Origin of the sequence: Pedobacter miscanthi (assembly GCF_032678605.1) — a bacterium.
Taxonomy (GTDB): Bacteria; Bacteroidota; Bacteroidia; order Sphingobacteriales; family Sphingobacteriaceae; genus Pedobacter; species Pedobacter miscanthi_A.
Map to the genome: position 1 here is coordinate 98,121 of NZ_JAVTSU010000011.1, position 21,051 is coordinate 119,171.

General features: G+C 36.8%; 24 protein-coding genes. 12 read left to right on the top strand and 12 right to left on the bottom strand.

The window, feature by feature from the left end:
• Positions 1-11 precede the first annotated feature (11 nt).
• Entirely contained in the window at positions 12-1,460 is a 1,449-nt protein-coding gene (locus tag R2R28_RS17170) for an SDR family oxidoreductase (RefSeq protein ID WP_316826914.1), read from the bottom strand.
• A gap of 212 nt (positions 1,461-1,672) precedes the next feature.
• On the opposite strand from R2R28_RS17170, the gene R2R28_RS17175 reads away from it, so the two are divergent.
• Positions 1,673-2,458, top strand: a complete 786-nt coding sequence (locus R2R28_RS17175; protein WP_316826915.1) for a murein L,D-transpeptidase catalytic domain family protein — start codon at positions 1,673-1,675, stop codon at positions 2,456-2,458.
• On the opposite strand, the gene R2R28_RS17180 is transcribed toward R2R28_RS17175, so the two are convergent.
• A complete protein-coding gene (locus R2R28_RS17180; protein WP_316826916.1) occupies positions 2,455-2,898 on the bottom strand; it encodes a hypothetical protein in 444 nt (147 codons plus the stop codon). The genes R2R28_RS17175 and R2R28_RS17180 overlap by 4 nt on opposite strands.
• A 201-nt stretch (positions 2,899-3,099) precedes the next feature.
• Between R2R28_RS17180 and topB the strand changes: the two genes are divergently transcribed.
• Positions 3,100-4,953, top strand: a complete 1,854-nt coding sequence (gene topB, locus R2R28_RS17185; protein WP_316826917.1) for a DNA topoisomerase III — start codon at positions 3,100-3,102, stop codon at positions 4,951-4,953.
• Here topB and R2R28_RS17190 read toward each other — a convergent pair.
• From R2R28_RS17190 to R2R28_RS17210, 5 genes are all read right to left on the bottom strand, one after another.
• Positions 4,950-5,327, bottom strand: a complete 378-nt coding sequence (locus R2R28_RS17190) for a response regulator transcription factor (RefSeq protein WP_316826918.1) — start codon at positions 5,325-5,327, stop codon at positions 4,950-4,952. The two genes, topB and R2R28_RS17190, sit on opposite strands and share 4 nt — an antisense overlap.
• A gap of 157 nt (positions 5,328-5,484) precedes the next feature.
• Entirely contained in the window at positions 5,485-7,398 is a 1,914-nt protein-coding gene (locus R2R28_RS17195; protein ID WP_316826919.1) for an AAA domain-containing protein, read from the bottom strand.
• 198 nt (positions 7,399-7,596) lie between these two features.
• Positions 7,597-7,980, bottom strand: a complete 384-nt coding sequence (locus R2R28_RS17200) for a DUF3037 domain-containing protein (RefSeq protein WP_316826920.1) — start codon at positions 7,978-7,980, stop codon at positions 7,597-7,599.
• Positions 7,958-8,749: a HipA family kinase gene (locus R2R28_RS17205; protein WP_316826921.1), complete on the bottom strand. Its 792-nt coding sequence runs from the start codon at positions 8,747-8,749 to the stop codon at positions 7,958-7,960. The genes R2R28_RS17200 and R2R28_RS17205 overlap by 23 nt, the downstream gene beginning before the upstream one ends.
• Positions 8,750-9,325: 576 nt before the next feature.
• Positions 9,326-9,514, bottom strand: a complete 189-nt coding sequence (locus tag R2R28_RS17210; protein ID WP_316826922.1) for a hypothetical protein — start codon at positions 9,512-9,514, stop codon at positions 9,326-9,328.
• A 110-nt stretch (positions 9,515-9,624) separates the two neighbouring features.
• Here R2R28_RS17210 and R2R28_RS17215 point away from each other — a divergent pair, with 110 nt between their 5' ends.
• From R2R28_RS17215 to R2R28_RS17225, 3 genes are read left to right on the top strand one after another with little or no spacing between them, the layout of a single operon-like run.
• Positions 9,625-10,005, top strand: coding sequence for a hypothetical protein (locus R2R28_RS17215; protein WP_316826923.1), 381 nt, complete (start codon positions 9,625-9,627; stop codon positions 10,003-10,005).
• Positions 10,006-10,050: 45 nt separating this feature from the next.
• Complete coding sequence (locus tag R2R28_RS17220) at positions 10,051-10,254, top strand: KTSC domain-containing protein (RefSeq protein WP_316826924.1); 204 nt, start codon at positions 10,051-10,053, stop codon at positions 10,252-10,254.
• Between the two features lies 1 nt (position 10,255).
• A complete protein-coding gene (locus tag R2R28_RS17225) occupies positions 10,256-10,993 on the top strand; it encodes an endonuclease (protein WP_316826925.1) in 738 nt (245 codons plus the stop codon).
• 217 nt (positions 10,994-11,210) lie between these two features.
• On the opposite strand, the gene idi is transcribed toward R2R28_RS17225, so the two are convergent.
• From idi to R2R28_RS17250, 5 genes are all read right to left on the bottom strand, one after another.
• A complete protein-coding gene (gene idi, locus R2R28_RS17230) occupies positions 11,211-11,732 on the bottom strand; it encodes an isopentenyl-diphosphate Delta-isomerase (RefSeq protein WP_316826926.1) in 522 nt (173 codons plus the stop codon).
• Complete coding sequence (locus tag R2R28_RS17235) at positions 11,733-12,569, bottom strand: phytoene/squalene synthase family protein (RefSeq protein ID WP_316826927.1); 837 nt, start codon at positions 12,567-12,569, stop codon at positions 11,733-11,735.
• A complete protein-coding gene (locus tag R2R28_RS17240; protein WP_316826928.1) occupies positions 12,553-13,458 on the bottom strand; it encodes a MerR family transcriptional regulator in 906 nt (301 codons plus the stop codon). The genes R2R28_RS17235 and R2R28_RS17240 overlap by 17 nt, the downstream gene beginning before the upstream one ends.
• A gap of 172 nt (positions 13,459-13,630) precedes the next feature.
• Positions 13,631-14,509, bottom strand: coding sequence for an SDR family oxidoreductase (locus R2R28_RS17245; RefSeq protein WP_316826929.1), 879 nt, complete (start codon positions 14,507-14,509; stop codon positions 13,631-13,633).
• 74 nt (positions 14,510-14,583) lie between these two features.
• Positions 14,584-14,859: a hypothetical protein gene (locus R2R28_RS17250; RefSeq protein WP_316826930.1), complete on the bottom strand. Its 276-nt coding sequence runs from the start codon at positions 14,857-14,859 to the stop codon at positions 14,584-14,586.
• A gap of 287 nt (positions 14,860-15,146) precedes the next feature.
• On the opposite strand from R2R28_RS17250, the gene R2R28_RS17255 reads away from it, so the two are divergent.
• The 7 genes from R2R28_RS17255 (at position 15,147) to R2R28_RS17285 (ending at position 21,049) form a co-directional block, all read left to right on the top strand.
• A complete protein-coding gene (locus R2R28_RS17255) occupies positions 15,147-15,887 on the top strand; it encodes a LytTR family DNA-binding domain-containing protein (RefSeq protein ID WP_316826931.1) in 741 nt (246 codons plus the stop codon).
• Positions 15,888-15,978: 91 nt separating this feature from the next.
• A complete protein-coding gene (locus tag R2R28_RS17260) occupies positions 15,979-17,076 on the top strand; it encodes a sensor histidine kinase (RefSeq protein WP_316826932.1) in 1,098 nt (365 codons plus the stop codon).
• Positions 17,077-17,223: 147 nt separating this feature from the next.
• Complete coding sequence (locus R2R28_RS17265; protein ID WP_316826933.1) at positions 17,224-17,982, top strand: LytTR family DNA-binding domain-containing protein; 759 nt, start codon at positions 17,224-17,226, stop codon at positions 17,980-17,982.
• Positions 17,983-18,095: 113 nt separating this feature from the next.
• Entirely contained in the window at positions 18,096-18,458 is a 363-nt protein-coding gene (locus tag R2R28_RS17270; protein ID WP_316826934.1) for a two-component system response regulator, read from the top strand.
• A 9-nt stretch (positions 18,459-18,467) separates the two neighbouring features.
• The gene (locus R2R28_RS17275; RefSeq protein WP_316826935.1) at positions 18,468-19,094 is read left to right on the top strand and encodes an autotransporter outer membrane beta-barrel domain-containing protein; all 627 of its coding nucleotides are present in this window, start codon (positions 18,468-18,470) and stop codon (positions 19,092-19,094) included.
• Between the two features lie 127 nt (positions 19,095-19,221).
• The gene (locus tag R2R28_RS17280) at positions 19,222-20,595 is read left to right on the top strand and encodes an exonuclease domain-containing protein (RefSeq protein WP_316826936.1); all 1,374 of its coding nucleotides are present in this window, start codon (positions 19,222-19,224) and stop codon (positions 20,593-20,595) included.
• A 13-nt stretch (positions 20,596-20,608) separates the two neighbouring features.
• Entirely contained in the window at positions 20,609-21,049 is a 441-nt protein-coding gene (locus tag R2R28_RS17285; protein WP_316826937.1) for a hypothetical protein, read from the top strand.
• Positions 21,050-21,051 lie beyond the last annotated feature (2 nt).

A 21,051-nucleotide genomic window follows, 5' to 3' on the forward strand; every position in this document is an offset into this window, starting at 1 on the left:
GGCAAATAGATTTAGTTATTGGGCTTGTAAGTGGTAATCTCTTTCGCCATGCCTTTAAAAAGCACAATGTGAAAAGGCCACATGGCATACCAATACACCCTGCCCCATAATCCTTTTGGCCTGAAAGTGGCAATCTGGGATAGGAATGCCTTTCCATGAAATTCTACCAATTTTAATTCGAGCCAGGCCTCACCCGGCACTTTCATTTCGGCGTAGAGAAGTAATCTTCTAGCCTTTTTATCCGCTAGCAAAACCCGCCAAAAATCCAATACATCACCAGCCTGAAGATCTGTATTACTGGTTCTTCCCCGGCGTGTGCCTACCCCTCCAAACATTTTATCCAAAAATCCACGTAAATGCCAGAGCCAATCCATAAAATACCAGCCTCTATTCCCACCAATGCGCCAGATATTATCAAAAACTTCTTCTGCTTTACGTTCAAATGGCATTTTAACTTTATATTGTAAAGTACCGTTTTGTGGCACCTTAATCTGGTCCATAAAATTAGAATTGAGGTAACCGCGGTTTAGAGCGTCTTTCCAGCTCGAAACAATAGAATTCTGATCGATCTTTTCAAAGGCCAGGTGCAATGATTCGGCATAACTTAAACAAACTCGTGGTACTACTTCTTTGATACGGTTATCTTTACATATCACTTCATTTTTCATGCTATCTACCAAACTTCTTGCAAGAGAGTAAGGTACGGGTGTAATCATATTTAACCAAAGTGAAGATAGCCTTGGCGTTAAAACCGGAACAGTAAAAATCCATCTTTTCAACCCACGTTCTTTTGCATAGCCCAAAAGCATTTCGCGATAGGTTAATATATCAGGACCACCAATATCGAAAGTTTGGTTATAAGCCTTATTGTTGTGCAGCACACCGATCAAATAAGCTAAAACATCTCGAATCCCGATGGGCTGACAGCGCGTTTCGACCCATTTTGGCGTGATCATAAACGGAATTTTCTCTGTTAAATCACGTATAATTTCAAATGAGGCACTTCCGGAACCGATAATAATGGCCGCCCTCAAAATGGTGCAGGCCTTTCCCGATGATTTAAGCTCTTCTTCAACGGCTAACCTCGAACCCAGGTGTTTAGATAAATGTTCATCGTTTGCAATCCCCGTTAAATAAATAATCTGTTTACAACTTGTTGTTTTAATCACCCGCGAAAAATTCTCTGAAGAGGCCTTTTCCATATCACTAAAACTCGATTGACTCGAAGACATGGAATGTACCAGATAATAAGCGATATCAATATCTTCAGGAATTTCGTTTAAAGTTTCTGCATCAAGTAAATCGCCGGTAATAACCTTAACCTGATTGCTTAAGTCAGATTGGGAAATGAACCTACGCTTATCCCTAACCATACAAACGATTTCATGTTTTTCTTCCAGTAAGAGCGGAAGTAATCTTGTACCGATATAACCATTTGCACCAGTTAATAAAATTTTCATACTGAACAGATTTAAGAGATAACAATAAAAGATAAACATTGTTAGCCATATTATACCGACAAAACAAAGCTAGCATTCTCAAAAGCTATAATACACCTTTAAGTCATTTCAATGTAAAACCAACTGTATTTCTAGCAATACAAATCCCAATTGGACAACATTTAGTTAAAACCTCCGTATAAGTAGTTCATTATCAAACAAATTTATACTGAATGAAGAAACACATCCTGGGCATTGCTGCGATTTTTTTAGCGGGTATGAGCATTGTCGGAACAAGTTGGAAAGCCGCGGAGCTTCCACACACACAACAAGAAACAGTCAAAAACATCGCTGCAGATAGTTTATACAATAAATACATCTTAAATATTTATCACCAGGTTCATTTAGATTCTGCCGGATTAAGTGAACAGGTTTTCGAAAAAGCATTAACCGGATTTTACAACATGAAATATTCGGGTTTATTACATGCAAAATCTATCTTAACCATTGCCGATTTCGATCAGGAAAGCTGTAAAAAGCGTCTTTATATTATTGATTTAGCAGCTAAAAAACTGCTACTAAATACCTGGGTTGCCCACGGACAAAACAGCGGAGGTGATAAACCTTCTTATTTCTCTAATAACATTAACTCCAACCAGAGCAGTTTAGGCTTTTATTTAACCGGTGAAATTTATTTCGGTAAACATGGCCGTTCACTGAAGTTGGATGGTATGGATCAAGGCTTCAACAGCAATGCCCGTGAAAGATCGATTGTAGTGCATGGGGCAAGTTATGTGAGTCAGCAAAGTATCGATCAACTGGGCAGATTAGGTCGAAGTCAGGGTTGTCCGGCTGTTCCTGCAAAATTGGCCGATCAGGTAATTAATACCATTTCAGACCGCACAGTGCTTTTCATCAATAATTCAGATCAGCAATATAATTCTGCCTTTTTAAATGAAACTTTGGCAGCAAGTGTAATTCTAAATCAGGAACAGATTTTTGCGGCACAGGTAGATTAATGCTTTTTAATATTTTTAGCATTAAGGTTTTTAGGCAGCAGGTAGATAAAAAAAGATTTACTTCCAGCCAGTAAATCCCACACCCAGCGGTTACTATCTACACTTTTTTCGCCACAATCTACCACTTCGGCACGTTTAAGCAGCTTATTAACCAAAGCCTGAATCCATTTTACCCGAACCATACGGTTAAAAGATAATCCCAGGTAATCGCAATAAACATGCACAAGGATTTCGACAATAAGCGAATCGTTTGATATGGCAAGTACCTTACCAAAATGCGTTTTATAATCTGCCTTAATAACCTCAACCATGAGTTTAAATCTGCTATCCGCCTTGCCATCAAGATATTGCCAAAGCTCGGCATTACTGTATACCCGGATAAGCTGAGGTTGGAGCGTCACTTTTATCTTATTCCCAAGCAGATCATAAATTTTGTCCATTAATAAAAATCAATTGTAGCAGTGGATTGATGTATTACCGAATTGTTAATCAATTTGATATAAAAATTATCAGTACGGATCATGGACAAATTTAGCACATAATTGTTTGCAAAAATGAGCATTAAGGCCTATTGTGAGTAATTTTTTTAATCTATTGCCATTATTTTAAGCATCTTTGGGGTTGAAAAGATAAGCCCATTCATGAAGATTGTAATTGCAGAAAAGCCCTCTGTTGGTCGTGAGCTTGCTAAAGTTTTCGGAGCAACCACCAGAAAAGATGGATACATTGAAGGTAAAGGATATTCTTTTACCTGGGCATTCGGGCATTTATTACAATTGGCACCACCACAGGATTATGGTTTTATCGGCTGGCGAAAACAGCATTTACCCATGTTGCCCCAAAAATTCAAACTTGCGGTAAGGAAGATTAAAACAAAAGATGGTTTTGTAGAAGACCCTGCCGTAAGAAAACAACTCGATACCATTAAAAAACTTTTTGATGAGGCTACCGAAATTATTGTAGCAACGGATGCCGGGCGTGAGGGCGAATTGATTTTCAGGTACATTTATTATTATTTAAAGTGTAAAAAGCCTTTTAAACGCCTCTGGATTTCTTCTCAAACAGATGAAGCGATAAAAGATGGTTTCAGAAATCTAAAACCAGGTACAGATTACGACACTTTATTCAATTCGGCGCATTGCCGGTCTGAATCGGATTGGTTAGTGGGAATGAATGCCACGCAGGCCTTGAGTATCTCCGCAGGTAACCGGACAGTGCTTTCTTTGGGAAGAGTACAAACACCCACCCTTGCTATGATTTGCGCCCGTTTTTTAGAGATCAAAAACTTTGTGCCGCAAACCTATTATCAGATCAGCATTTTGCTCAGCAAAGATGAGCAGGCTTTTAAGGCCATTTCTACCTCCAATTATAAAGATAAAGAAGAGGTTGAAAAATTATTTGCACTGGTAGAAGATGTATCATCTGGTTTCCCGACCGGTGGAAACATTACGGCCGTAGAAGCTAAACCCAGAAAAGAACCACCACCCCTCTTGCATGATTTGAGTAGTTTACAACAAGAGGCGAATAAGAAAAAAGGATATACAGCAGATCAAACACTGAATATTTTACAGAACCTGTACGAAAGCAAACTGGTTTCTTATCCCCGTACCGGATCACGTTATATTGGTGACGATGTTTTTGCCGGCGTACCAGATCTGATTGCAAAGTTTACCGGCCATGCCGATTTTGGAAAACAGGCACAGTTTTTACAAACAATTACCTTAAATAAACGGAGCGTTAATGCCAAAAAAGTAACCGATCACCATGCGGTTTTACCGACGGGCGAACAGGCTTATGGCTTAAGTACTGATAAACAAGCTGTATATGATATGGTTGTAGGCCGGATGATTGAGGCTTTCCATCAGGAATGTTTAAAAGAACTTACCAAAATCACTATACAATCAGGCGTTACTTTTGTAGCAAACGGAACTGTAATTCGTTCTGCAGGCTGGCGGGCCGTTTTTAATGATCCGGAAGACGATAAAAAAGACGAAGATAATGCTGCCTTGCCAAAAGTAGCGGTTGGTGAGTTATTACCCATTACAGAAAAATCTCTTTTAGAAAAACAGACTAAGCCCAAACCGATGTATAACGAAGCATCGTTATTAAAAGCACTCGAAACCTGCGGTAAAGAGATTGAAGATGAAGAACTCCGTTACGCCATGAAAGATAGTGGCCTTGGTACGCCAGCTACACGCGCATCCATCATCGAAACTTTAATTACAAGAGAATACATTACCAGGGAAAAAAGAAACCTGGTGCCTACCAATAAAGGCTTGGCTGTTTATGAAGTGGTAAAGGATAAACAAATTGCGCAGGCCGAACTTACCGGACAATGGGAAAAACGCCTGGAAGAAATCCGTTCAGGATCTTCGGTAAAAGATTTTAAATCTGAAATAACCGAATATACCAAAACAATAACCCATGAATTGTTAATTGCAGGAGCAAGTATCTCTGGTAAGCTGGGAGAAGAAAAGAAACTCGAAAAAGCTTAATTAAGAACGCTATTGATTACCTGTTGAAGTGAATCGCTCATGTTCTCATCTTTTTGAACAAAACCAATTGCGCCGGCATTCAGATAATCTTGTTCTAAAAGCGCCTTGTCATTACCGCTGAACATACAGATTTTTATACCAGGCTGTATGGCTAAAATTTCTCTTACAGTAGCAGGATTACTATCACCCCTTGGCATGTTGATATCTAAGAGCAGAAAATCAATCGTTTCTTCCTTCAGATAGTTTATAGTATCAGGTAGATCTTTGGTTTCTGCAATACTTGGCGAGTTGAGGTACTTAGTAAATAAACGTTTCATTACCAGCCTCATCATCTCATTATCATCTGCAATAAGAATTTTGATCGTTTCAGTCATAAATAGTTAATATAGTTCGGCGGATACTATAATTATTGATGTATTTTAAAATCACTATTTATTTAAAAACACTAATATTATAAATACACTGAGGGACAATTAATGTAAAATTAACTATTTTTATTTAGTTTACCCATCACCATGGTAAGTTTTATGGCTACAAGTGGTCTGCAAACTCCCAGGCACTGTGATAAGCATCAAGTTCTTCTGCATATTTTATAAATTCTGCATAAAAAATAGATTTCGAAAGTGTAGCGCTATCACCGATAACAACCAGCTTTTTACGGGCCCTTGTCATGGCTACATTCATTCTTCTCGTGTCTGATAAAAAGCCAATAGTTCCTTCAGCATTGCTTCTGGTTAAACTGATATACACCACATCCCGCTCTTGCCCTTGAAAACTATCAATGGTATTCACGGTTATCTTATCCAGGTAAGGATTTAATATTTCATTCTCCTGTATCAATACTTTTAAAATCTGTACCTGCTGTTTATACGGAGAAACAATGGCAATAGATGGAAAATTACCTGAAGGCTGAATGGCTAAATCATTTACCAGATGCATTAAATGTTTGATCAAAAATGAGGCCTCCTCTGGGTTTGTTGTACTGGTTCCATCTAATTTCTCATCGTAACTGCAACCTGCTGTATCGATAAACTGTATCGGCTGATCACCTGCAAATAACAAATGGTCTGCTACCGAATGGTGTGCTTTTAGCTCGTTATGATAGAATACTTTAGATGAATAACCCATAATATCCTTATGCATCCTGTATTGCTCTTTAAGTAACACAACAGATTCTGGATGAAGATTTACTGCCTTTTCAAGTAAAGTATTACTTAAACCATTTCTTGCTGCTTCATTTGATTTTATGGTTGGCGAAAGCTGAAAATGATCACCTGCCAATATTACTTTTTGGGCTTTTAAAATAGGGATCCAGCAGGCAGGCTCTAAAGCCTGTCCGGCTTCATCAATTACAATGGTATTGTATTTTAAATTACGGACCGTGTAATGATTTGCACCTACCAAAGTGGCCGTAATAACCTGTGCTTTAGTAAACAGATTATCCATAATATACTGTTCCGTTTTTTCTACCTCTTTTCCAATTTTATGCGCTTCATCAAACAGGGCTTTGCGTTGCTCGCGTTCTGCCTTACCAAAACTACGCTTGTATTTATGCGCCATGTTTTTGTATTCACTGGCTTGCTTTTTTAGCATTTTAATGGTTTTCATTTCAGGATGACCAGCCATTTGATGATCTAGCGTAGCTGCAAGCAACCTTTCCGAAACCCTTGCCGGATTTCCAACCCGGATTACTTTTAACCCTTCTGCAGCTAATTTCTCGGTGAGTAAATCTACTGCGGTATTACTTGGTGCCACAACAAGGATTTTTTGATCATTGTGTTTTGCCAGTGATTTTATGGCATGTACTAGTGTGGTTGTTTTTCCTGTTCCCGGCGGACCATGCACTACAGCTAAATGATCTGCAGAAATAATTTTATTAACGGCTAACTGCTGCGAATCGTTTAAATTATTGGGAATAATAAACTTTTCTTCTCCGCGGAATGAAGGTTTTTCGCCTTTTGTTAAAATTCGGATCAGTTTATTTTCAGCATCATTATCCGCTAAATGTGTGGCCTGTTTAAGGGCGCTTTGCATCTCATCATAACTGTTGTTATCAAAAAGCAAATCAACACCAAGTTTTCCATCCCTGGTCCAGTCTGGCAGCTCATCTACACGTAAACTGATTTTCATCCGGCTTCCACTCTGGTGTGTGATAATACCTTCTATACGATCATTTTTAGCATCATGATTAGAAAATAATACCACAGCAGAACCAAAACGAAATTGATGGGAAAAATCCTGATGTGTTGTCCGTTCGAGTTCAACTGTTAAATAATCGCCACGACCAATTTCATTATTCCTGACCGCAATCGGATACCAGGTTAAGCCCAAAACCCTCCTATCAGCTGCAGAAGTATTTTCAGTAAGTTTTAGATAGGATTGTAAATCTTCTTCGCGTTCAGTATTCAGTAAATCCTGAAGTTTTTTGAAATATTCTTTTGGCAAGTTTAAAGGGGTTAATTATTGAAATTGATTACGGGTTAATTGCTTGGTAATTGCAAATTGCCGGCTAAATTGTATAAATTGTTTAATTGTTGGATTTAACTAAGAACGGTAAACTGCCAATTGAAAACTGATTTAGGTTAATTGCTTTAGTAACTTAAAATTGCAAATTGGCAACTGATGAAATTTGATCATTGGTCATTATAAAACCAACTCCTGGTATAACCTCATTAACGTTTCTCCAGAATCATCACAAAAACCGGGATGCACTTTAGAGCATTGTACCACTGTACTTCTTGTTGCCGTAAGCCATCTGAAACGCGAAGCCTGGTCGTATTGTCCAATTGATCCCGATCCTTTTGCAGCCACGCTTATCCGCTCAAAAGCGCATAAGTTTTCTTTAAGCTCCACTACATCAATATCTGCAGAAAAGGCTTTTATCCTCGTTTCATCTAACACAAAAATACTTTTTAAAAATTTTTGCTTCGCACAGAATAAAATAATGCCCACATTCATAAATTCCTCACGCTCTACCCTCGGCATTACGCGAATTACAGCATACTCAAATAAGAATTTCCCTTGCATGCTGTGCTTCTTTTAAAAATATATCAGAATGTAATAACCTTTCCGTAAGGAAGTAAGTATAAGCCTTTTTATGTTCCCCTTTGGTTTCGAAATTTGTTTCTCCCTCCAACCAATCGTCAGGAATTAATTTGATTACAGATTCAATTTTCTCTGGAGTAAGGATTTTTGTAAATTCTTCATGTACACTTTCCAATGCTGTAGCCCATGGCAACAATACATGATCTTTTACTAAAAAGAAAGGTTTAACAGCCTGTTCTTTCCAGTTTTGCCATGAATGATGAAAGTACAAGGCGGCACCATGATCGATTAACCACAACTCTTTATGCCAGATCAGCATATTGGTATTGCGGCAGGTGCGGTCCATATTGGTTAAAAAACAATCTAACCAAACAATTTGCGAAGCAAGCTTAGCATCAACGGTTGTTACAGTCGGATCGAAAGTAATGGCGCCAGAAAGATAATGCAAGGCTAAATTTAGTCCAACACTTGCTTTTAATAGATCCTGGATTTCTTCATCAGGTTCTGTTCTTCCAAAAGCCTCATCAAGATGGGCGAAAACAAGCTCTGGAACCCGTAAGCCTAATATACGGGCAATTTCACCACCAATTAATTCGGCTATTAAAGCCCTTGTACCTTGTCCCGCTCCTCTAAATTTTAATACGTAAAGGAAATTATCATCAGCCTCTGCAATGGCAGGCATAGAGCCCCCTTCGCGCAAAGGCGTAACATATCGGGTAACATTTACTGTTCTAAGTTGTAAATCGTTCATATCTGCAGCTAGAATGACCGCTGGTTTATTTGGGCACAATTCTAAACTTACCGCAAAGTTACTGGAATTTCGGCAATAAATCAGTCAGGATTTGGTAGTAAAGCGTGTCAAGAAATCTATTAAATTTAGCCAACGTTTTTCTGAAGCGCAATGCCTGTAAACATTAATTGGGTTCGGTCCTGCTGTCCATTGCAATCCTTTTGGTTAAAATCTCACAGTCAAACAATTTAACAAGCTACCAAAAGGGATTTCCATTTCCATCAGGGCTATTTGGCTTGAACAGTAATCATATTTAATAATATTGATTTAAACATAAATTAAACGAATTCCTAATCATTTTAAACTATCAGATCATGCAAGAACATATGATATCTATTTATGATCTGGCAATTATTAATTGATCTAACTAAAGCGGCTTCGACTACGTCCAGACGGACAAATCCACGGTAAGAAATCTGCACCATCTAGAGTTTTTCTTTGTGGATCTATATGGTTTAACCTTTACCTGTATGGATAGCCAATGTACTACCACCTTTGTGATCTCTGTGTTTTCTACTCTGTGGTTAAACAACTAAATTAATCATGCCCTAAATAAGCAATACCGGCGGGTGTCATCGCTGATGACCATTGTACCGATTCGCGGTTAATGGTAATCAGCCCCATACTTTCGAGTTCTTCATATTCTTCTTCCATACCACCTAATACGGACGAACTAACCTGTTGATTGATAACTTCTAACAACGATAAAATTTCTGATCTTTCCATAACATATTAATTTGATTATGTAATTAACATAAATATACCTAAAAATGTTTCTTGCTTAACTAAACATTTTCAAGGCTTTAAGGTTGTACTTATACCCGAAACTAATGCGTATGGAAGCACACATTTATTACCTTTTTATTATGGCCTTACCCGTTGCCTGTATAGCATGGACGGTTACCAAAGAAGAGATTTTTAAAGAAGCACGCGAGTTTTGTGTAGACCGCTCTAAAAACTGTAATAAACTTATTAAACGGAAATTTTTCTATGTTTTTACCTGCGAATATTGTTTCAGCCATTATGTTACTGCAATTTTATTGGTTATAACCAGGTTTACATTAATTTATCCCGATTGGCGTGGCTATATTATTGCCTTCTTCTCCATCGTTTGGGTTGCAAATGTGTATATGAGTTTATACAACATGATCAGAATTGATCTTAAAAAGGAGAAAATCAAGGTGGCGAAAGAAGAATCGGAGCTCAAAAACGAATAAAACCATTTATAATGGTAACTGTTTTTTAATGATACAGCCTTAACTATGCCTTCATCAGTGATTAAACATTTCAGTTATAACACAGATCAAAAAACATTAAAAATCATGTTTATAACCGATATGGTATACCTGTACAAAAATGTTCCTGAAAGAATTTTTAAGTTATTAAAAGCTTCTGGTTCGAAAGGGCGGTATTTTAACGCCCATATAAAAGATAAATTTAAATTTCAGAAACTAGAGGAGGAATGATATGCCCGAAGGCCCGTCAATTGTAATATTAAAAGATTTAATAAAGGCGCTCGATTTAGGTAACCCTGAAGTGCTGGAAGTCTCTGGCAATGTTAAAAATATTGACAAAGACAGGCTTTTACGTCAAAAAATCAATGATTTTAAAAGTTGGGGGAAACATTTCCTGATTTGTTTTGATGATTTCACCGTCCGCATCCATTTTATGTTATTTGGTACTTACCTCATCAACAAGCGTAAAAAAACGCCATTAACATTGGGGCTTGTTTTTAAAAAAGACGAGCTGAATTTCTACACCTGCAAAGTTGATCTGCTGGAAGGAAACGTGAAAGAACATTACCATTGGGAAAATGATGTAATGGCGGATGAATGGAACAGCAAAGCAGCCATTAAAAAGTTAAAAGAAATGCCAGAGGCACTGGTTTGTGATGTATTGTTAGATCAACAGATTTTTAGTGGTGTGGGCAATATCATTAAAAACGAAGTGTTATACCGGATCCGGGTACACCCACTAACAAAAATTAAAAATTTACCGCCAGCAAAATTAAAAGCTTTGGTTAAAGAAGCCCGCCAATACAGTTTTGATTTTCTGAAATGGAAAAAGGAAAATACCTTGAGTAAACACTGGGAGGTTTACAACCAAAAGGAATGTTTTCGTAAACACCCAATTAAGAAAAAGGAATTAGGTAAAACCCACCGGCAGACTCATTACTGCGAAAAATGCCAAAAATTATATAACTGACAAAAAAAACAGGGTTAATGAATTATATATTGAATTAATTGTAAATAATTCAATATTAGCTTGTTAATTTATCAATAGATAAATCACAAAAATCCAACTATAATCTGAAAGTAAAAGAAATGTTAAACTTTTAGGATTTTTAGAAACTAGTCTTATATTTGTCCCCGAGAGCGTTAATTTAGATACGGGTATATGGCTTAGGCTGTATGCCCGTTTTTTATTTATTAAGCTTTATATGCTCCATCACTTCGTTTAAACAGATCCTTAACCAGGGTGTATAAATACCTGGATTGATCTTAATATCGCTTATCAAAGTTTCCAGATTAACATATTTAAACGACTCCACTTCCTCGTGGTTAATTAATGGCAAATCATCGGTTGCTCCAAAAAAAACATGATCTACCTCATGCTCTGTTAAACCATCAGCAAATTCGGCCCTGTAAGTAAATTTAAATAGATAATCCAGGTTGCAATGCATGCCCATTTCTTCCTTTAACCGCCTTTCGGCTGCGCTTATATTGGTTTCACCCACTCGTGGATGACTGCAGCAGGTGTTGGTCCACAAGCCACCAGAATGATATTTACTCAAAGCCCGCTGTTGCAGCAGGAGTTCATTTTTTGAATTAAAAATAAAAACTGAAAAAGCCCGGTGAAGCAAACCCTTTTCATGTGCTTCCATTTTATCCATCCGGCCCATCGGCACATCATCCCCATCTACCAGAATAACCTGTTCTTCCATTTAAATTACATTTAATTTATTCCGGATAATGGAATCAAACATCAAACCAACTTTTCGTGTATTCGAAATCCTGATCCTTTCTGTCATAATTTTTTCTGCACTTAAGCGCTTAATCTTTGTAAAAAGTTTTTTATAATAGATGTATGATAAATACACACCATTGCGGGAGCTTGGAGGCAGCATCTTGATTCCTGTTAAAGCAATAGCAAATTCAGCCTCAATTTCGTGCTCTATCTCCCTTTTTTGGTGATCACAAAATAGCGCAAGATTAGCGTTGGGAAAATAATTCCGGTTCAGGGCCTGGTGATCAGCCTTAACATCCCGTAAAAAATTTACTTTTTGAAAAGCCGAACCAAGTTTCATCGCATATGGTTTTAACTGTTCATAATGCGCGGCATCCCCATTGGTAAAAACCTTTAAACACATCAGTCCTACCACTTCTGCTGAGCCGAGAATATATTCATTGTATAATGCTGATGTATATTCCTGGGTAGAAAGATCCATTTCCATGCTTTTCAGAAAGAGAACTATCAATTCATGATCAATCTGATAATGATTGACCACCTTTTGAAACGAATTTAAGATCGGATTTAAACTAATCCCCAGGTTAATGGCCTCGAAGGTATCGTGCTTAAATTTATCAAGCAGGAACTTTTTATCATAGTGGTGAAAACTATCTACAATTTCATCTGCCAAACGCACAAAACCATAAATAGAATGAATAGGCAGGCGCAATTCTTTACCAAGAAAATAAATACCAAACGAAAAACTGGTACTATACCGCTTGGTGGTGAGCCGGCTGCAATCTGCAGAAAGTTGATCAAAAATTTCTTTCATGTAAAATTGGGTAATGGATTGTTGCTTCAAATTCATCGAGCGTTTTAAACCAATTGATATGATCAATATTCATCAATTTACCAATAACCTGACTATTTCCGGCAAGATGGATTTGGGCAGGTGAGCAAATTTCTGATAATTGATCAATATATTTCTGTGAAACAATTGCCGACCGCGATTTTACCATAAAAAGTAAAACCTCATCAACATTTAATGAGTTAAATACACGTTCAATGGCGTCCAGCGGAACTTTACTTCCTAAAAAAACAACCTGGTGGTTGTACATCCTCAGCATATAGTTGGCAAACAGTAATCCGATGTCGTGATCCTCATCTTCAGGGAGAAAAAGAAGCCATTTACGGGCAGAACATGAAGCCGGCGGAAGATTGTTAATGTGTGTAAATATTTTTTGACGAATAATATTGGATAAAAAATGCTCATGGGCAGGACAAATATCGTCTTTTCGCCACATTAATCCCAAACGGACCAACAATGGATATATAATTTTCCGGTAACAGCATGAAAGACCTAATTTATCAATGCCTTCATCTATCAAATGATTAAAAGACAATTCATCAAAAGCTATTCCTTTATTAATTAATTGTGAAATATAATACTCGGCTTCTTCGTCTGGAGATGTATAAGTAAGCTGCTGATCTAAAAGTGTTTCAAGGGCTTCATCAGAAAGCTTGCATATTTTGGAAATTTTTAAACCGCTTTTATTTAAACTTACAATATTTAGCAGCTTTCTTAACTGCTTATCATCGTATAAACGGGTATTGCCTTCTGTCCGCATTGGACACAGCGCATTATACCGCTGCTCCCAGATCCTGATGGTATGAGAATGAATGCCCGAAAGCTGTTCAAGATCTGAAATGGAGTAAGTCATTATTTTGTTTAAATATATTCAATAAAATCTAAACAAAACGAAAGGTGGAAAGTTTTTTTTATTGCTGTAAAAAATGGTGTCAGATGTTACCAGCTGACACCACAATACATAGCGGTGAACGGTTCCAGACTTACAAAGCCCATACACATTGCTCAAACTTCGCTAATCCCTCCTACTCAAAAGCAGATTTATATTCCTTAACAAAATCAACGAACCTTCTAGGCGCCTTGCCTGTAACTTCCTTTACAACATGGCTTACCATGGCAGCTTCGCCACGGGCATAATGGGCATAATCTTCTATTAAACCAGCCGCCTGCCAATTGGGGAAACCTACCTGAAGTAAAGCTTTTTGCATTTCTTCATCAGAAACGTTGATGTATTTAATTTCTTTTCCTAATACAACAGAAAGAAGTTTGGCTATCTCCTCATGACTAATGGCTTCAGGGCCTGTAATGTTGTAAATTTTATTTTCTTTATCCTTTGCAATCAACGCTTCCAACGCTACAGCTGCAATATCGCGGATATCAACCAGGCTAATTTTTGCATCACCTGCGGTGGCAAAAAACTGCTGCTGGTATTTAATGGGTACTGCAAAACCAAGCAGCCCTTGCATAAATAAATTTGGTCTTAAAAAGGTATACTGTAAACCTTTTTCTTTAATTTTTTGCTCTACGGCAGCGTGGTAACGGAGAAAACGGACAGGCGAATTTACATCAGCGGCAAACTGCGAAAGCTTAATAATGTGCTTTACATTGCTTTTAGCTGCTGCCTCAACAAAATTGCATTGTAAACTTTCGGCTTCTTCCGATGAATTGCTTAAAAGAAAAACCTGCTCTATCCCTTTCAAAGCATTTGTAATACTTTGATTATCGTTAAAATCACCGATAACTAATTCAATGCCATTAAGCTGTTTTAAATTCCCTGCTTTATCCAGGGTTCTTATTAATGCCCTAAAAGGAATGTTGCTTTGGGCTAATTGTACTGCCAATGCAGAACCAACGCTTCCTGTAGCGCCGGTAACGAGTATAGTTGGCTGGGTTGAATGTGTCATATTTTAAAATTTAATTGTAACACAAATTTCTACCCTTTACCAGAAATAAAATTGTAAGAAAACGAAATGCTTTTTTAAAATGTTTTTTCAGTTAAGAGTACTCCCCTTTCGCCATTGCCGGTTTCTATAGTATGTACGTGTTTGTAGGAATGGCTAAAGAAATCGTACCCATGTTCCATCTGTTTAATGGCTACTGTACTTACCGGATATTTTAGATTTGTTTGCATACATAACAAGCTGCCGTTTGCCAGTAAAAGAAAGTCACAATCGTATCCTCTTTCTTGTAATTCTATTACTTTTTTGGTGATGGATACGTTTAATCTATTGGTTGTGCGGATTTTATTTTTCATGTAAAAAAGGTTTAGGGATTTTCTGGATGAATGTTTAGGTAATTAAATATACTTACTAATTACTACGAATCAAAATGCAATATATTGTTATACAAGCAATTGAATTATTTTGTTTTATTTCTTGTATCCTATTTTAGCCGTTTGGCTTTCTTTTAAGCAAGATTTCATGCTAAAAACAAACACGTATCATATTGTTTACAATTATCTCTATTAAAAAATACAAAGCAAAAATAATTTCTTTAATTACAAATGCAAGCTATAATTTAGTAAAACATAACACACACCTAATGAAACTAACTTGCATCGTAATCGATGACGACAACCATGCCGTCAACGGGATAAAAGCGTATATAAATAACCTCACAAACGTTCAGTTAATTCAATCGTATACTGATCCGCTGCAGGCTTTAAAAGAAATTACTGCCGGACCACAGGTTGATATTATCTTTATCGACGTGGATATGCCCATGATTTCGGGACTTGAATTATCAAAGGCCATCAGGCATAAAACCGATAAATTAATCTTTACCACTTCGCATTCTAAATATGCTTACGAAGCTTTTGAAATGTATGCCAGTGCTTATTTATTAAAGCCTTATACCTTTTCCCGCTTTGCAGAAACCATTAATCACCTCTTTCCACATACCCCCAGCATCCCCAATGTTACCACAAAGCAAGAGGATGATTATTTTTTTGTACGGAACAAAAGTGAAAAAAACAACCTCATTAAAGTGAGGTACGCTGATATTGTAGCTGTAGAAAGCCTTCAAAATTACGTGCGTATTTTCACCCTAAACGAGACCATCGTATCATACATTGCTTTATCAGAAATTAAAATCATTTTAAAGGATTATCAGAATTTTGTACAGGCCCATCGTTCCTTTATTATTGCTAAAAACTATATCGAAAAGGTAGATGGTAATACATTAAAAATGATCAACGACCTGACCATCAATGTTGGGAATAATTACCGTGAAAGCATTCAGGAGTACATCAAAGAGAAAACGATCAAAACAAATCGTTCTTAAACTAATTTTTTAGTATTTTTGCTTTCCCAACGATAAAACGATCAGTTTTTTCTGTCAACCATATATAGCCGTCCCCCAATTAACTAGCCAAATGAACACAACAATAGATGAGAAAAATAAATTTCGTAAAATCCTAAGCTGGATATTGGATAAAAAGCTTCATATTTTAATTTGGACTATCTTCATATTTTACGAAGCCATTATCATTGGCATTTTTGTCGGAAAATTCTCTCCCATCAGTAATTATATTATTTTCTATAGCTTTAACGTAGCTACTTTTTATTTTCATGCACATGTTGTGCTTGCTGCTGCGTTAAAAAGGCTTAAAGGTAGATGGTGGAAATTACCCTTATTTATCCTGCTGGAGCTAGCTGGTTATTTAGTATTAATTGTAGCTTTAGATTATTTTGTAATCAACTACACAAACTATAACGGACCTTTTAAAATAGAATTTACGGCTTCTTTTTTTGCGGGGCCAATTTACAGGGCCATATATTTCATGTGTTTTTCTACCAGTTATTACTTTTTACTTAATTTTTTAGAAGAAAGAAAAAAAATTGAGGATTTGGAAAAACTGCGGCTAAACAATATCATTCAGATTGCGAAATCCGAAAATGCATTTCTAAAAGCCCAGATACAGCCTCATTTGTTGTTCAATACCCTGGATTTCATTTACCAAAACGCCCGGGATTCTTCTCCTGTAGCTGCAGAGGCCATACTTTCCCTTTCAGAAATGATGCGTTATTCTGTCGACAGCAATAAAGACCGGGAATTTATTTTATTAGCAGAAGAAATTAACCAGGTAGAAAACCTCATTAATCTACACCAGCTCCGTAATGATCACCATATTCAACTCCGATTCTGGTATGATGACGAGATCAGGAACCTGCAGATTATTCCGATGGTACTGATTACGCTGGTAGAAAACATATTTAAACACGGAGAACTATTAACAATAGCTGATCCGGCAGAGGTGAGCATAAAACAAGAAGAAGATTATCTTATCATTGAAACAGCAAATTTAACCAAACCTGTTATTGATAAATCGGGTTTTGGCGCGGGGATGGAAAACATTAAAAAGCGATTAGATTATACCTATCGCGAAAATGCATTATTTAACTATTCAAAAGATGCTGACCATTACTTTAGGGTAATATTAAAGATAAGGCTTACAGCAGCCAAAATTTAATATTTTCACTTTAAAGCTTATAATTCAGCAACAATTTCAAAAGAAAAGCCATTTATCCTTGCCGAATAGATAAAAATCCGTTACAAACACGTTTTTTTTTCTTTTTATTGGCTGAAATTGTAATTTGCATCACCTAAACATGAAAAAATGCCAATAAGTTGCATCGCTATCGATGACGACCCACACGCTCTCGAAAGCTTAATTGCTTATATGGATAAGCTCCCTGACTTAAAACTTATCCAAACTTTTACTGAGCCACTGCAGGCATTGGCAGAAATATCTGTATCCAATCCTGTCGACATTATTTTTATGGATGTAGAAATGCCCTCACTCTCTGGCATTGAGCTGGCAGGTTTGTTAAGGCAAAAAACTAAACACCTTGTTTTTACCACTGCGCATGCACGTTACGCCATTGATGCTTTTAAGGTTGATGCCGATGCTTATCTGCTTAAACCCTACTCTATCCTTCATTTTACCAAAACAATAAACAACCTGTATCCAACAGGGAAAGAAACACCTAACATATTTTCTGTTGGCGATGAATATTTCTTTTATATCCCCATGCATGGAGAAAACGGGGATTTGGTGCGTATAGACTTAAATGAATTGATTGCAATAGAAGAATTAGACGAAAATATCCAGTTTAAGACCATCAAAAACACCTATTTAAGCTCAAGGCCTGATTTTATAAAAACATTAAAAATGCTGAAGAAACATTCCGCATTTATCCAGATTAGCCCTACCGTAATTATTGCCAAACAATTTATTAAGAGTGTATTGGGCAATAAGATCTTCCTTTCAGGAGAAACTTCTTTTACCTTGGCTGAAACTCATGCAACACATTTTGCTGATTTTGTAAATAACAATTTACCGCACGAAAAACAAAAACCCGACTCCATCATTTAAGCTTTCCGTATCTTAACGCACTACACTCCGCAATTTTCCTTCCCGTTTTAAAACATTACCGTCTAAACTTTGTATTAGGATAGTCTATTTAGTTATTAATTGATTAATCTGTTTTGAAAAGAGTATTGGTTGTGGATGATGATCCTGATGTATTAGAGGTTTTTCAGGAAGTTTTAGAAACTGAACATTATAAAGTGTACCCTTTGTTATCGCCAAGGTATATCTTTAAAACCATTAGAGACTTTGCACCAGACCTGATTATTCTGGACATTATGTTAAATGGAATGGATGGACGTGCCGTATTTAAAGAATTGAGGTTAAATCCCGAAACAAAAGGGATTCCCATTATCCTTGCTTCGGCCAGGTACGACGAAAATTATATTGCATCCCAAAAATATCATCCCGACGATTATTTAGAGAAACCATTTAATATGGCTGATTTGCTTCAAAAAGTAAATGCCTTAACCGTAAATTAAAAATCAGATATGAAATTAAAATTATTAATACCAATGGTATTGCTGTGTGCAGCGGTATCAATTAAAGTAAAAGCGCAGGGCCGTCCAGATAAACTCTATTCGATGAGCGGAATTGGATTTGCTTTTCCAATGGGTGAAACCTCAGACTATTTTAAACCGAAATTTTCTACTTCACTGGGTTTAAATTTAGGTTTGGGCGACGGAGGTTTGTTTTTGTATCCTAAAGTAAGTTTACATGCTTTTACCTTTAACCAAATTACCCCAGATGCGGGTTATACTTATACCTTACAAAAAGGCAGGGCTACCACTTATTTGTTAAATGTGGCGCTGGGTTACCGAAAAATTGTAAATAAATGGGCATTTTATGGCTTTGCCGGTGCCGGTGGCGGATTTATTCTTACCCCGCAGGTTGCGGTAAATACCACAACATTACAGGTTATGCAGGATAATAAATCAAATGGCCTGGGCATTGCCGAAGGTGGTGCGGGTATTGAATATAATATTGGTGGTGCCAATTTATTTGTAGAGGCAAGTTATATGTATGGTTTTAGCAAAATTCAGAACAGGGCTTTTAACACCGTACCGATAAATATTGGTATTAAACCAAATTTAAGTAAATTATTGAGCAAGCTTTAACATTGATATACAAAATACCATAGCGGTTGCGTTAAATAACGTAACCGCTTTTTTTTTGCTAAAGAAATCAACAAAATAATTTTTATACTAATTATTTTAGCATAGCTTTGTGTTTCAATTCAATTTAATGTTATACGCCGTTGTAGATATCGAAACCACTGGTGGTCATGCCTCAGCAAATGGCATTACCGAAGTTGCCATCAACATTCATGATGGCAATCAGGTAGTTGAATCATATACTACCCTGATCAATCCTAAACAGCCGATTCCTGATTACATAACGGCCTTAACTGGTATTGATGATGCCATGCTTAAGGATGCTCCTACTTTTGATGATGTAGCATTGCAAATCTATCAGTTGTTGAGTGATAAGGTTTTTGTGGCGCACAATGTAAATTTCGATTATTCTTTTTTAAAACACCATTTAGCTGCTGCGGGTTTCGATTTACAATGCAGAAAACTGTGTACGGTAAGGTTAAGCCGAAAATTGATTCCCGGAAAAGCTTCGTATAGTTTAGGTAAACTATGTACTGCCCTTCAAATTCCGATACAAAACCGGCACAGGGCTGCGGGTGATGCAGATGCAACTAGTATCCTGTTCAATATGTTATTGGAAAACGACCAGGAAGGCACCATTGCAGAAATGTTAAAGAAAACTTCAAAAGAACAGGTTTTGCCCCCAAATTTAGATAAAGCTTCTATTTTAAGGTTGCCCAACCAGCCTGGGGTTTATTACTTTAAAGATAGCAAGGGCAAAATTGTTTATGTTGGTAAAGCGAAAGACCTTAAAAAACGTGTAACCAGTCATTTTACAGGAAATACCCCTAATAGGCAACGACAGGAGTTTTTGCGCACCATACACCATGTTGATTTTGTAATCTGTGGGACGGAGTTGATGGCTTTGATTTTAGAGGCGAACGAAATTAAACGCCTCTGGCCAGAAAATAACCGCGCCATGAAACGTTACGCGCATAAATACGACCTGTATGTTTTTGAAGATCAGAACGGATACCTGCGCTTAGCAGTTGATAAGCATAAAAAGAACAACAACGCCATACAAAGTTTTAACAGTTTATTGGAAGGTTATAACTTCTTAACCCAGTTAATTGATAAATATCAGCTCTGCGCAAAACTTTGTTACCTTCAGAAAACAGCAACAAAATGTTATGCGCACGAAAATGGCCAATGTTTTGGTGCCTGCAGTGGTATCGAAACCGTGGCTGTTTATAATAAAAAACTAAATGCCGCATTAAGTGATATTCAAAATCAGCAACCCAGTTTTGCGCTGGTTGATGAAGGCAGAAAAGATGAAGAATTTAGTTGTTTGCTGGTAGAAAAAGGCAAATTTTACGGCATGGGCTATTTTACAGATAAAAACTACCTGGCTGATGGACTTGCTCCAATTAAAAATGATCTTTCTACCTATCAATCCAACAGTTACATCCTGAATTTAATTTTAAACCACGCCGAACAACATCCGCAGAAATTGTATAAATTGTAAGAAATTTAATTCGATGCAATTAAAGTATGTCACAATAATTCTGTTATTATTTTCACCCACCTTGTGTTTTACACAAAATATAAAGTTCACAAACAAGAACATTGGAAGGAAAATATTTCAAAAGACAGAATATGGTGAAACCCAATCTACCTATCTGGGAAAAATAGAAGATAAAAACAAGAAAATTTTATTTTATGTAATTAAAGAATTCAGACGTATAAAAGCTGCCAGGGTGTACCACGGAAATAGCTGGCTTATATTTTACGGTCCAGATAAAAAATTTAAAGCACAATATCATTTTGATATGCCAAATGAGTTGCCGTTTAAACTGAATATCAATACGCTTTATTTTTACAATACGGATAAAAAGCCTGCTAAATTGTTAACACTTATAATAGATAACCAATTGCCGAAGCAAATATTCAATAGTTCGCAAATTTCTTTTACACAATAAAA

What these genes read in the sequence shown, in the direction of transcription:
- R2R28_RS17210 (WP_316826922.1), bottom strand. Translation starts at nt 9,514, where the DNA reads ATGGAAAGATCAGAAATTTTATCGTTGTTAGAAGTTATCAATCAACAG.
- R2R28_RS17265 (WP_316826933.1), top strand. Translation starts at nt 17,224, where the DNA reads ATGCCAATAAGTTGCATCGCTATCGATGACGACCCACACGCTCTCGAA.
- R2R28_RS17175 (WP_316826915.1), top strand. Translation starts at nt 1,673, where the DNA reads ATGAAGAAACACATCCTGGGCATTGCTGCGATTTTTTTAGCGGGTATG.
- R2R28_RS17200 (WP_316826920.1), bottom strand. Translation starts at nt 7,980, where the DNA reads ATGCAAGGGAAATTCTTATTTGAGTATGCTGTAATTCGCGTAATGCCG.
- idi (WP_316826926.1), bottom strand. Translation starts at nt 11,732, where the DNA reads ATGGAAGAACAGGTTATTCTGGTAGATGGGGATGATGTGCCGATGGGC.
- R2R28_RS17245 (WP_316826929.1), bottom strand. Translation starts at nt 14,509, where the DNA reads ATGACACATTCAACCCAGCCAACTATACTCGTTACCGGCGCTACAGGA.
- R2R28_RS17285 (WP_316826937.1), top strand. Translation starts at nt 20,609, where the DNA reads ATGCAATTAAAGTATGTCACAATAATTCTGTTATTATTTTCACCCACC.
- R2R28_RS17250 (WP_316826930.1), bottom strand. Translation starts at nt 14,859, where the DNA reads ATGAAAAATAAAATCCGCACAACCAATAGATTAAACGTATCCATCACC.
- R2R28_RS17240 (WP_316826928.1), bottom strand. Translation starts at nt 13,458, where the DNA reads ATGACTTACTCCATTTCAGATCTTGAACAGCTTTCGGGCATTCATTCT.
- R2R28_RS17235 (WP_316826927.1), bottom strand. Translation starts at nt 12,569, where the DNA reads ATGAAAGAAATTTTTGATCAACTTTCTGCAGATTGCAGCCGGCTCACC.
- R2R28_RS17220 (WP_316826924.1), top strand. Translation starts at nt 10,051, where the DNA reads ATGCCTTCATCAGTGATTAAACATTTCAGTTATAACACAGATCAAAAA.
- R2R28_RS17280 (WP_316826936.1), top strand. Translation starts at nt 19,222, where the DNA reads ATGTTATACGCCGTTGTAGATATCGAAACCACTGGTGGTCATGCCTCA.
- R2R28_RS17215 (WP_316826923.1), top strand. Translation starts at nt 9,625, where the DNA reads ATGGAAGCACACATTTATTACCTTTTTATTATGGCCTTACCCGTTGCC.
- R2R28_RS17260 (WP_316826932.1), top strand. Translation starts at nt 15,979, where the DNA reads ATGAACACAACAATAGATGAGAAAAATAAATTTCGTAAAATCCTAAGC.
- R2R28_RS17275 (WP_316826935.1), top strand. Translation starts at nt 18,468, where the DNA reads ATGAAATTAAAATTATTAATACCAATGGTATTGCTGTGTGCAGCGGTA.
- R2R28_RS17255 (WP_316826931.1), top strand. Translation starts at nt 15,147, where the DNA reads ATGAAACTAACTTGCATCGTAATCGATGACGACAACCATGCCGTCAAC.
- R2R28_RS17205 (WP_316826921.1), bottom strand. Translation starts at nt 8,749, where the DNA reads ATGAACGATTTACAACTTAGAACAGTAAATGTTACCCGATATGTTACG.
- R2R28_RS17190 (WP_316826918.1), bottom strand. Translation starts at nt 5,327, where the DNA reads ATGACTGAAACGATCAAAATTCTTATTGCAGATGATAATGAGATGATG.
- R2R28_RS17170 (WP_316826914.1), bottom strand. Translation starts at nt 1,460, where the DNA reads ATGAAAATTTTATTAACTGGTGCAAATGGTTATATCGGTACAAGATTA.
- R2R28_RS17225 (WP_316826925.1), top strand. Translation starts at nt 10,256, where the DNA reads ATGCCCGAAGGCCCGTCAATTGTAATATTAAAAGATTTAATAAAGGCG.
- R2R28_RS17180 (WP_316826916.1), bottom strand. Translation starts at nt 2,898, where the DNA reads ATGGACAAAATTTATGATCTGCTTGGGAATAAGATAAAAGTGACGCTC.
- topB (WP_316826917.1), top strand. Translation starts at nt 3,100, where the DNA reads ATGAAGATTGTAATTGCAGAAAAGCCCTCTGTTGGTCGTGAGCTTGCT.